The sequence below is a fragment of the Pseudoalteromonas sp. ECSMB14103 genome (genome assembly GCF_000813065.1).
Classification (GTDB): Bacteria; Pseudomonadota; Gammaproteobacteria; order Enterobacterales; family Alteromonadaceae; genus Pseudoalteromonas; species Pseudoalteromonas marina.
Genome location: NZ_JWGY01000003.1, coordinates 88,987 through 101,042, shown reverse-complemented (window position 1 = coordinate 101,042; position 12,056 = coordinate 88,987). Strand labels below are relative to the sequence as shown.

The 12,056-nt window shown below is 37.2% G+C and carries 6 protein-coding genes; 5 read left to right on the top strand and 1 reads right to left on the bottom strand.

Features of this window, described 5'->3' with window-relative positions:
* The first annotated feature begins 438 nt into the window (after window positions 1-438).
* A complete protein-coding gene (locus RF53_RS08230) occupies window positions 439-2,679 on the top strand; it encodes an AAA family ATPase (RefSeq protein ID WP_052242880.1) in 2,241 nt (746 codons plus the stop codon).
* Window positions 2,666-4,795 carry a UvrD-helicase domain-containing protein gene (locus RF53_RS08225; protein ID WP_052242879.1) on the top strand — a complete coding sequence of 710 codons (2,130 nt, stop codon included), beginning with the start codon at window positions 2,666-2,668 and terminating at the stop codon, window positions 4,793-4,795. Before RF53_RS08230 ends, RF53_RS08225 begins: the two co-directional genes overlap by 14 nt.
* 61 nt (window positions 4,796-4,856) lie before the next feature.
* Here RF53_RS08225 and RF53_RS08220 read toward each other — a convergent pair whose 3' ends face one another.
* The gene (locus tag RF53_RS08220) at window positions 4,857-8,009 is read right to left on the bottom strand and encodes a DUF3427 domain-containing protein (protein WP_039037278.1); all 3,153 of its coding nucleotides are present in this window, start codon (window positions 8,007-8,009) and stop codon (window positions 4,857-4,859) included.
* A 460-nt stretch (window positions 8,010-8,469) separates the two neighbouring features.
* Here RF53_RS08220 and RF53_RS08215 point away from each other — a divergent pair, with 460 nt between their 5' ends.
* The 3 genes from RF53_RS08215 to RF53_RS08205 all read left to right on the top strand — a co-directional run bounded on the left by RF53_RS08215 (window position 8,470) and on the right by RF53_RS08205 (window position 11,246).
* A complete protein-coding gene (locus RF53_RS08215; protein WP_039037277.1) occupies window positions 8,470-8,952 on the top strand; it encodes a hypothetical protein in 483 nt (160 codons plus the stop codon).
* 2 nt (window positions 8,953-8,954) lie between these two features.
* Entirely contained in the window at window positions 8,955-10,085 is a 1,131-nt protein-coding gene (locus RF53_RS08210) for a DUF1570 domain-containing protein (protein ID WP_039037276.1), read from the top strand.
* Between the two features lie 93 nt (window positions 10,086-10,178).
* The gene (locus tag RF53_RS08205) at window positions 10,179-11,246 is read left to right on the top strand and encodes a hypothetical protein (protein WP_039037275.1); all 1,068 of its coding nucleotides are present in this window, start codon (window positions 10,179-10,181) and stop codon (window positions 11,244-11,246) included.
* Window positions 11,247-12,056: the final 810 nt, after the last annotated feature.

Here is a 12,056-nt window from a genome sequence, read left to right as displayed (position 1 = left end):
TCGCGTTGGCGATGGCAACCAAAGGGCGTCTACCGCCGACCGCCCTTTGGAATCCCACGGCGCACCGAGGAGCACTCTGTGTCCTCAAGTTAAAAATTGATGTGAACGTAAGCGCCGTGTATTCGCCATCCGTGGCGAAGTCACGGCTTAATTTGCATTGCCTATAGGGATTTAGGTACTTGGAATTTGTCGGGAACAAAATTCCGCCATGCAAGTGATTACTCATCAATTGATAACTTTCGGGTGTGATCACGGGGAGTTGGAGTATGTTGGTAGATTGATGTTTATGAATGTAGGCGGGAGTTTATCTCGTGTTTTATATTTTTTAATCATTTAATACTCATGCAAGTGGCAAATAAGATCGAAAAATGGCCGGTCAAAAATTATAATTTGGCCTATTAGTTATAAAAATAATAATTAGAGATAAGGAAATTCAATATGTATTTAGAAAGTTTTACAATTAAAAATTTTCGTAAATTCAGTAATACTAATAATACAGTTTACTTTGTAGAACCTACTTCAATTCAAAGTGACGACAGTAGTACAGATAATGCCGTTATATCTCCTTCTTCCACTTTGATAATTGGTAAAAATAATGCTGGAAAAACAACGATTGCAAACGCTTTGACACTTTTATGTGATAACGCTCAACCTAAAGCCGCTGATTTTAATATTATCTATTTAAGAAAGTTGTTTGAGCAATATGCTAAAGCTCATGAAGAAGGAAAAGATTTTGATACTTTATCATCTCCTGAGCTTGAATTTACTATTAGAGTAACGGTTGATACTCTTCAAAATGACTTAATGGTTAATTTAAGCCCATTTATTGCCATAAGTGATGCATCAGCTGAGTCAGGTGACGATGAAGCTAATGTAAATATTATCGCTCGAGTTGAGGTAACTGAAGTTGCTGCGTTCAAAGAAGTTGTTAAATCTATCTTTATAACTGTCGGTGAACTAAAAGAAAAATTTATTAAATTTTATGAACTGTTAAATAATAAGCTAGAGGATCTTGAGACAGAGAAAAGATTATTTAAAACTAATTACTACACAATACATGGAGCAGAGGTTAAAGGCTTTGTTCTTAAAAACCTCATACAAATTAAAGAAATAAAGGCAAATAGGCACCTTAAGAGAAATGTATTATCAGAAGTGTACAATAAAATAGTAGCTTTTCAATTTGATAATGATAGCTCACAAAAACAAAAACTTGAGACACAGATAAAAAAAATAAATACAGGACTTACAGGTGTTATCGACGGAAAAAAGGAAGATATATGTAGCGTATTAACAGAAGTCGAAACCAATAATCAGGTGGATTTGGACTTAACTGGTAACGTAACTTATGACTCTATTTTAAAAAACTTAATTAAATATAGCTTTAATGATAATGGTAATTTTATTCCTGAAGATCAATTTGGTTTAGGATATATAAACCTATTAAATATAATAGGTGAAATAATCCATTATGTAGATACTTATGAGAATAAAAGCCATAACAGCCATATAAATCTGTTATTTATTGAAGAACCAGAAGCATTTATGCACCCTCAGATGCAAGAGTTTTTCATTAACCGAATTGATGCTGCTGTCAGTAAAGCCTTAGAAGTTGCTAACCAGACAACGAAAGAGGAAGAAGAGAAAAAAGTTTTAAACTGTCAAATTGCTATAACTACACACTCATCCCATATAGTGAATAGTAAAATTCATAGTAGCAACTCATTTAATAATATTAATTACCTAAATGATATAAATAAGCAAGCAACGGTTGTGAAGCTAACAGATCAAGTTGTAGTGGGTGTAGAAGCAAAACCTGAAACTCTTCAATTCATAAAAAAACATATTAAGTATAAAGTTTCGGAGCTTTTTTTCTCTGATGCAGTTTTATTTGTTGAAGGTGTCACAGAAGAATTATTACTTAAATTGTATATTGAGAATGATGTGATATTGAAAAATTACTACATATCAGTTTTTAATATCAATGGCGCTCATGGAAAACTATATCAGCCATTAACTAAAGCACTTAAAATCCCATGTCTAATTATTACAGACATTGATATTAAGCGAGAAAAATGCGAAAAAAATCAAAAGCACGAAGCTAGCGAAAATTGCGATCGCTGTGGCCAGAAAGCGAAAACAGATGAAAGTGAATTTGTATCTGGTAGTCATCCTGAATATAAGCAAATAACGGATTTAAAAAATAGAGAAACAACTAATCAAACACTGATTAGCTTAAACAAAGGCTCGAAAATTTTAGATGGTATTAAATATTTTTCAGAAGATAATCTTCATGTGGTTTTTCAAAAAGAATCTATCGAAGAACAATTTGCGACTAGCCTAGAAGAGGCTCTGATCTTAACTAACTATAGTAATAATATTATCAATAGTGTTATTAAAGAATGCAAATCCAACATCTATACAGATCTTGTTGGTCAAGGGGGGGGACAAAATAATAAAAACCTAATAAGTAACTCTTTCAAACTTCAAAGGAAGCTTGCAAGCAATAAAAGTGAATTTTCAAATAAACTGATCTTTGAATGTTTAGTCAGTGAAAAGGAGCACCGGCCTCAGTTACCAAAATATATTAATGATGGATTTGATTGGTTAAAAGAACAACTTCAACCAAAAAAGGAAGATATCACTTCAATTGTTCAAGGAGGAGAGCATGACTCCGAATGAAAAAAATGAATTTCTAGTACAGCAGCAAATTTACACCTGCATTGATAACTTTGATTGCTTTCGCTTTAATGCTGGAGCTGGTGCAGGCAAAACTTATGCTCTAATTGAATCTATTAGGTACATATTAAAAAATAATGCTAAATCTTTACAAAAAAGCAATCAAAAAATTACCTGTGTTACCTACACAAATGTAGCAGTTGAAGAAATTAAAAAGCGCCTAGGAAACTCAGAAATAGTTAATGTTTCAACTATACATGAAAGATTATGGGAGCTGGTGAAGCCGTATCAAAAAGAGCTTGTGCAGTGTCACAAAGAGAAGATAGAGGTAGAGCTGAAAAGTATTATAGATGACTTAAGAAACAAGAGTGATGATAAGTTTAAAGTATTTGCAAACTTGTCCCAAGAGGAAAAAATAGCATTTATACAATTCGCATTTGAAACTAAAGACGTGTTCTACAGAGTTCAAAATGCTAAGTCTGGAGCATTTAAGAAAGCATATGCAGAAGTTGCTGATGAGATTAAACCATCTAGCTTAGCTGGCATGATAAAAAACTTTTCTAACTTCAAGAGTACAATTCGGTACATCTATAAAAAAGCTAGATATTCAGATTGCTTAGAAAAAATTAACAGCGGTAAAAATAACTCCGTTGTTTACGATCATCGATTTAATAATGATCGTCTTGCTTCGATGATGTTCAGCCATGATACACTTCTGGAATACTGTTTAATGCTTGTTGAGCGTCATCCTATGTTATGCCGGATCATTATTGATCAAAGCCCATATTTTTTCATAGATGAGTACCAAGATGCAGATGAGAAAGTAATTAAGCTTGTTAAATGCCTCGATAATTATAAAGCAACCCAAAGTAAACGTTGGATGGTAGGTTACTTCGGAGATGTTGCTCAGAACATCTATGATAAAGGAATTGGTTCTAGAATATATACTATTCACCCTGAAATAACTAATATCAATAAAGAATATAACAGGCGTTCACATACACAAATAATTGACCTTATCAATTTGATTAGAAATGATAAAATTTTACAAAAACCGATATATGAAGATAGAGCTAGTGGTGATATCCAACTTCATCATTCGGGCATATATAATAGTACAGATGAAAAAGTTGAAGCTACTATTAAATTTTTAGAAGGTTTCAAAACAGACTTATCTGAAAAGACAGAAATTCATTGCCTAGTACTGACTAACAAGCTAATGGCTCAGTTAAATGGGTTTGGTGATATTTATAATTGCTTTGCTAATGCCGATAGCATTTTCCATGAAGATCTGAAAACCCAATTACTATCAAACGAATTAGAAAAGCTAAACCCCGTTATCCTACAAGTTTATAAGTTCCTTGACCTTTACCAACTTATTAATAGCCCACGGACCACTTATGAAAACCTTTTTGGCTCACTCGCTAATGGTGTAACTTTCGCCGATGCAAAAAAAGTAGTTTGTGACCTAAAAGCCATAAATAGCGGCGATTTAAATGAATTTATAGGCAATATTTCTCAGTTACTTGAAAAGGAAAATAAAAATAAAGCTTTAGATTGTTGTATATCCCACACATTAAATATCGATCGTCGTTTACTTACGAATTTTAATAATATTAATGCTCTCATAATTTTAAAGCTTACAGAACTTATGTCACGTACTGGAGAGTTAACGGATGAAGAAGCTGATATTGCTCGGGGAAAAGTAGATACAGTTTTGAGTATACCTATAAACCAATGGATATTATGGAAAAAATTTATAGATAAAGTTCATGATAGTGATATTAGTTATCACACATATCATGGTACAAAAGGCGAAGAGTATCAAAATGTGGCTATCATTATGGAGCATAGCTTTGGCGGTACGTATAAAGGAAGAGATAAACTAAAAAATTTCTTTAACCATTTACAGCTTGAAGGCCAAGAAAAAAAACAAAAGCTAGAAGATAGTAAATATAAAGATGACTTTGAGAACACGAAAAACTTAATCTATGTAGCTTGTTCACGTGCTATTAAAAGCCTTAGGGTTTTGTATTTAGATGATATTAGTTCTATTGAAAAAGGTATCGAGCAAATTTTTACAAACCCTATAGAGTTTAAAATGGGTGATAAAAAATAACATATGAGCACCATTTTATTTAAACAAGTATAAAAAATAGACTCAATCAATTTGTTAATTATTACCCAACCGCCAACTTCCCCGCCTCATGCCACATTTCACTTGGCATGGGGTTGGTTAACTTCCACGTTATATTCATCGGCTGACTGCCGTTATGGCTTTGATATTTAACCTCGCCGTAGTTTACAAACCCCATGGTTCGGCCGTTTTCATCTTTACCTTGTTCGCGTACAAATAACAGGATTGTTTTGCCTGTTTGTTGGTGCTGAATATAACTTAGGCCGCGCCCGTGTTCTGGGCGGGCGCTGTTTTGCGTTTGCCAATGGAACAAAGTAGGGCTGATTGCGTAGTCGTGATAAAGCGTGGTGGGCGAGTAAGTTTTTTCGCACTTGTTGAGTGTTACAAATAACAGCTCTAGGTTTTGGTTTTTAAATTCTAAAACGCCTTCACGGGCGGACGATTTTTTATCAAATGAGTGCGCCCCAAACGCGGCGAGTATTTGCTGACGAGTATAGCGGCTGTGTAATTTTATTGCATGATTAGGTAGGCACGTTAAATCGCTTTCTTGTTGGTGAATGCGGTTTATTAATAGCGTAATTACTTGTGCAAGTTCGTGTTGTAGCTCTTTGTGTTTAAGTGCTTGTAAGCTTTGCTCAAGCGTTTTAAACCCTAAACTTGCGCCAGTGGTGTCCCAAAAGTTGTAATGCGCCATAAGCGCGTACTGTTGATTTTGCGCTGTTGGGGTAAAGCTAAAGTCGTTGTTACATAAATCACGTAAAAAGCATAGGTAACTGAGCGAGTCGCAGCCGAGTAATTGGGTGTTTATAGCGCGGTAATACGCGGCGTAAATATCGGCTTGGTCTGCGGGTATTTCATCACCTTTTAACCAGTGCCAGCCACCGAGTTTTTTATCTTTTGGTTTGTATATATCTTCAAGCGTGACTTGTGGGTTTATGCGTAAAAAATTACTTAGCGTGAGCGCGTCATTAGTATGTTGCGAATAGCTATTTATAAGCTGCTGTAAACGGCGTTTAGAATTTATAGCTTGCTGTATATTTTTTAATATTGTTTGTTGTGTGCGTTTTTGTAGCTCAATACGACAACCCAGCGGTAGATGCGGGAAGTTGTTTTCAATCTCGGTTTTAATTGGTTGATTACTTTTTCCAATGAGTGCGCGAAACTTACTGGCAAAGTCGTATTCTGGGCGGGCGTTGCCTACAAAGTCGAGTACGGTACAGCATTGCTTTTGGCTGTTGTCGGGCAGGCGCAGGCCACGGCCGAGTTGCTGTAAAAACAGCGTTAGGCTTTCTGTTGGGCGTAAAAATAATAGGGTATCTACCTCTGGAATATCGACACCTTCGTTAAAAATATCAACCACGCAAAGTATTTGTATTTCGCCTTGGCGCAGTGCTTGCTGTTTGGCCGCGCGCTCATTGGTGTTTTTACTGGTCAGCACATCGGCGTTTATGCCTGCTAAGTTAAACTTAGATGCCATAAATTCAGCGTGTTTTTGGCTTACGCAAAACGCGAGGGCTTTAATAGCGTGAACGTTTGTCACTATATCAGCAAGGCTGGATATAATTTTGTTAGCGCGGCTGTTCTCGCCTGTATAAAGGTTACTTAGCTCGCTTATATCGTAGCGGCCGCCGCGCCATGTTATTTGGCTTAGGTCAGTGTCGTCATCTAACCCAAAATATTGAAACGGGCATAAATGGCGCTGATTTATTGCTTCTGGCAAGCGAATTTCAGCGGCTATTACTCCGCAAAAATCATCGAGTATATTTGCGCCATCTTGGCGCTCTGGTGTAGCTGTTAGGCCAAGTAATATTGCGGGCGTAAAGTGATTTAATATAGCGCGATAACTTGCAGCGCTTACGTGATGTACTTCGTCTATTACTATGTAGTTGTAGTAATCGCGGGTTAAATTAAGCGATTCAATTTGACTGTTTAATGTTTGGATTGACGCAAATAATTGGTTATAGCGCTGCGGTTTGTAGTTACCCACCCACAGTTCACCAAAGTCGTTATTTTTAAGCACGCCACGGTAAGCGCTTTGCGCTTGTTTTAGTATTTCTTCTCGGTGGGCTACAAACAAAAAGTGTGCGTCTGGGTTTTTATCGTAAACAGTTTTAAAGTCGAACGCCGATATTATTGTTTTACCTGTGCCGGTTGCGGCAACCACTAAATTTTTAAAACGATTATGTACGCTGCGCTCTACGCTTAGCTTTTCTAAAATGGCGAGCTGGTGCGTTTTTGGTGTTATATCAAAATAAAACTGGCTGCTTGCTTGGCCAACACCGCGTTGCTCGTTAAGTGAATTAATGAGCTTTTCTTTGCATTCAGCTTTGCCTGTAAATAGCTCGAAATCTGGCGATTGCCAGTAGGTTTCAAAGGTACTTTTGGTTTTAGCTATTATGTGCGGGATTTCTTGTGCGGTAATTTTTAAGTTCCACTCAAGGCCGCTGGTAAGGGCCGAATGCGATAAGTTAGACGAGCCAATATACCCAGTATGAAAACCTGTATTACGCATAAACAAGTACGACTTTGCGTGGAGGCGTTCTTGCTGATTGTTATAACTTAGCTTTACCTCGGTATTTGGTAGGCTTGCTAAAAACTCAACCGCCTTTGCATCCGTTGCGCCCATGTACGAAGTGGTAATTACTTTGAGTTTATTGCCGCTTTTAGTAAACGCTTCAAGTTCATTTTTAAAAATGCGCAGCCCTGTCCATTTTATAAATGAGACAAGCCAGTAAATAGTGTCGGATGATTTTATCTCGCGCTTTAGCTCGGTTTCGAGCGATATACCTGCATTTGCACCGCTAAACAATTCGCTTTGTGTAAGCCCCGTAAGTGGGAATATATCGTGAGAGTAATCTTTAAGGTTGGCCGCAATAGGGTTTTGGGTATTAAACAGCGCGGTAAGTATTCGGCCTTGGCTGTCGATGAGGTTTTCGTCGATCAGTTCGTCATCGCGAATATGATCTTTAAGCCAATGCACAAGGCTATTTGCAAGGTCAATTTGTTCTTCCAAGCGCTTTTTTGAATTAGGGATTGCATCGATAGCATGTTCAACCAGCTTGCCTAAAAAGCGTGAAAGCCACGTTGCGGCTTCGGCCGATTCGAGTTGGCGTTCGCCCACATAAAATTGATCACGATTTAAATTTTGTTCAATTACTTTCGTAATTAACTGCTCGTAAATACCTATTTGCTGCATTGAAACCACTCCCTGTTTGCGAGTGGTTAGTTTACTAAAAAATGTAATGCAAACAAGCATTAACTCATTGTTTAATTAAAGGACGCGGTTAAGACAATCCCCCCGTGATCACACCCGAAATTGAATTAATGATGAGTAATAGCAGCGCATGGATGCGCGTTAAGAGATGCTTACACACGGACGTGTTTCATCGCGTTTACGTTCATATCATTAATTTAAATTGAGGGAACAGTGTGATCCTCGGGGCGCCGAGAGATTCCAAAGAGAAGTCGGCGGTTACTTCTCTTTGGTTGCCATCGCCAACGCGATATAAGTAAATACAATTTAAAAGCTGCGCTTTTCGCGCAAGCAAGCTTTGCGCCTACAGATTTATTAATCATTGTATTTATAAATTAACAGCAATCACTTATATTCTGCTTTATAAAAGTAAATTTTAAGCACTGCAAGTTAAGGAACAGTGATGATTAAATGGATTTTGGTAGTCTTAACTACTTTATTTACCACTGAGGTTTTTGCCGGTGATGCTTATTCGCAATCGCGTTGCGATGGCATTAAAAAAGAGCGTGAACATATTCGCGCAAAAATGCGCCAGGGTTACAAAGCAGTTGAAGGTGAAAGGCTTAAAACCCGCTTTACTTTTTTATTTAAAGAGCTTGCTAATCATTGTGATAAACCTAAAAAAGCAGCTACACGTCAATACGTTAAACCTGCACGGGTTTACTCTTCAAATAACAATACATTACTCAATCAAAAAGTGGCGACTATGTCTTTATATAGCGATAGCTATAGTAATAAAGCAAAGCTAGATGCATGGTCAAAATTTTATAAGTTGCCCGAACGTTGTCGCAAAAAAGGAATGAATACAACTGAGTTTGTTTGGTGCAGTGAATATAGGGGTAAACAAAAAGCATTGTTTGAAGCACAGTGGAAGGGAAAGCCGTAATTATGTTTAAAACTAAATGGCGTGTGGTGTTTATGTTTTTTGTGTTTGTAATTGCCTGTGGTTTGGTGGCTAACCATTTGACGGGGCGTGTATTTAATTTTTACGATCCGGTTGGTGAAGTTAAACGCATTTATAAACGTTTTAGCACACAAAATTTAGAACCTTCAGTAACAAAAACAGCAGTAAATAAAACCGCTATTAAAGTTCAGGGCAATAAAACATCTACTGACTTTCATTTTCCGCAGGCCGATACTACTCGGTGTATAGATACCTCTTTAGGGGAAGTTAAATATGAACGCAATGGCGATATTTATACATGGACAGATAGCCAAGGCGTTGTGCATTTTACCGATGAAAAACCCAACTTTGCAGTTGCAACGTACGATTCAGGTTTTAAAGCGCCACTCGATTACTTTGATTTAACCTTAAATACCCCTAAGTTACCGTCGTCTTTTAACCAAGCTTTACGCATAAAGCTTAATACTGTTTTTAAGGTTTATGGTCAAATAATTGGTGTGCACGCACTTAAAAAAGTGAAGCTAAATTTGACTGTTTTGCCTACTAGAGGCTCTTATGAGGCGGCTATTAAGCAGCGCGGTGGCGACCCTAGAAATTCAGTGGGGATGTATTTTCATGCTAGTAACTCTGCGTTTATAGAGTATAGAAATACTCAAAATGCAATGAGCACAGCGGTGCATGAAGCGGTTCATGCGATTAATAAAGCTGTACTAGGTTATACGCCTAGGTGGTTAAATGAAGGGTTTGCAGAGTACTTTGAAATTACTAAAAACCATATGCAAACCGGTATTGTAGAGCCTAATACCTCGTGGACAATAAATAATAAACTCGCTAAGGGCGTTTTTAATATTAGCAGGTTAATAGGTTCAGAAGAGTCGTGGAAACAAAACAATACGAGTAAATTATACGCAAGTAGTTGGGCGACAATTTACTTTTTGATGGATTCATCACAGGGGAGAATATTACTTAAAAATATAATGCTAGCCGAGCAGGAGTCCCCTTGTAATATATTGCAGCCCAAGCAGTTAAAAAACATGCTGTACTCTCAGTTTCCTAATTTAAGTAAGGTTTATGCCCAGTGGTTAAAAACACCGTTTAAGGCGCATAACTTTTAATAACAATGACATTTTAGTTATTTTTAGCGTTAGCCCTAGTGTGAGTTTTGTTTTTTAAGTATTGTTGTTTAACTATTGTGCTGGGCTAATTTAATGAAAATAAAAACACGTCATTTATTGTTGTTGGTTGTGGTGTTGCTGGTTTTACACTTTTTTTATAAACCAAATACCGCTGTGGTTGAAGTAAATAACTATACGCACAAAGCTGAAAATGCTGAGAGTTATACGCATGTGTATACTACTGAAACCGTTAATTATAAGCGTGTTGATAATGTAGCTAGTAAAGTAAAAGCTCAGCCAAAACCTGCCCCAGTGCAACAAAATAGTTGTGAGTTGATTCATGACCCTGAAGAGCTTGAATACGCGCAAAGTGAGCTGTCGCAGTTAAACGATAATCTCGATTTTACAGCCGAACAATTTGATATTGGCCCTTACACCTCTGTTAATTTAATTACCCCTAATGTAAATAGCGATTATCATAAAACGCTGCGTATTCGTTTATTTAAAGCATATGAAAAGTATCAAAACGTATTTGGTTTATACCCCAACAAATCCATTTTAATTAACTTAGTTGTACTACCTAATAATTATTACGACGATTATGTGTCGCGCTTTGGGGCTTTACCAAGCAACAATGCGGGGATTTATTTTGGTAAAAATAATACGGCGTTGGTGAGGTTTGACCCGGCCGATCCGCAAAGTAGTTTACGCGTAGCAATTCACGAGGCAATGCATGTCATTAATTTTAATTTAATTGGCAGTACCCCTAGGTGGTTAAACGAGGGAATGGCTGAGGTTTTTGAAAACACGCTGATTTATAAAACTAACCGAACTATTGCTATTCCTACCTACCGTGTACGCCGTACATATATGGAGTTTAGGTCGTTAATTGATTCAGAGGCGTTGTGGGAGCAGCAGTCTTACCGAAGCGATTTATATGCAAATGCGAATAATTGGTTGGCGTTTTTTATTCAGCATAAGCAGGGCAGAAGGGTGTTAAAGGCGATTGTGCAGGCCGAGGCTAAAAACCCGTGCAATACGCTTGAGAATGAGGCGATTTTAAATGCGCTTTCTAACTATTTTATAGATTACGAGCAGGCGTATTTAGTGTGGTTAAAGGCATCGCAGCAGGTTAAGGGCGAGTTTATTCCTGTTTACTAAAGTGTGTTAGTTATTTAAAAGCGTAATGCACAAAGAGAACAAAATGAGAAGTAAATGAGAAGAGCCACTTGATCACTTCTCTAAAAGCAGAGCGTCTCTAAACCTCTTTGTGAATAATGGGGTTTTCGGGCTTTAATGCACAAAGAGAAGCGAATGAGGAGCCAAAGTGAATAGGGCTATTTTTAGCTTGGTTTTGTAGACGTAGAGCTTGCTCACGTTAGAAGCGCAGCTTCTTGCTAAAAAATAAATATCACCACAGAGTACACCGAGGCGCTTCGCGCTACACAGAGTTAAAAAATATTGGGTTGGTCACTTTTTCTGATCTTCTCCTTCACTTCTCCGTGGTAACACAATCATTTTATTAACCCCCGTAAAAGCGTTGCTTTTAAACGCCAGCAAGCTGCGCGTCTACCAGTAAATTTAGAAATAATGAGCTTATAAAACTGTAATGCACAAAGAGGAGTGAATGAGGAGTATATGAGAAGAGCAAAGCTACTTGATTTAAGTTATTGGTTTTAATAACGAGTCACTTGATCACTTTTCTAAAAGTGCAGCGTCTCTTACCCTCTTTGTGAAAAATGGGTTTTTAGGGCTTTAATGCACAAAGAGAAGCGAATGAGAAGAAAATGAGAAGAAAATGAGTAGTCAAAGCGCGAAGTAAAATTGCATCTACAAATATTTAAATTACAGTTTCCTATAATTTCAAAGCGGTGGTGCAAGCAAAATAATGAGGCAATTAACCCTACCATTTGCCTCATTGTGTGAGGCAAATAGGGGGTAAGTTTAACGAGTAGTGCTGAATGCTTTAAT

Coding starts and splice junctions, on each gene's coding strand:
- RF53_RS08230 (WP_052242880.1), top strand. CDS start 439: ATGTATTTAGAAAGTTTTACAATTAAAAATTTTCGTAAATTCAGTAAT.
- RF53_RS08225 (WP_052242879.1), top strand. CDS start 2,666: ATGACTCCGAATGAAAAAAATGAATTTCTAGTACAGCAGCAAATTTAC.
- RF53_RS08220 (WP_039037278.1), bottom strand. CDS start 8,009: ATGCAGCAAATAGGTATTTACGAGCAGTTAATTACGAAAGTAATTGAA.
- RF53_RS08215 (WP_039037277.1), top strand. CDS start 8,470: ATGATTAAATGGATTTTGGTAGTCTTAACTACTTTATTTACCACTGAG.
- RF53_RS08210 (WP_039037276.1), top strand. CDS start 8,955: ATGTTTAAAACTAAATGGCGTGTGGTGTTTATGTTTTTTGTGTTTGTA.
- RF53_RS08205 (WP_039037275.1), top strand. CDS start 10,179: ATGAAAATAAAAACACGTCATTTATTGTTGTTGGTTGTGGTGTTGCTG.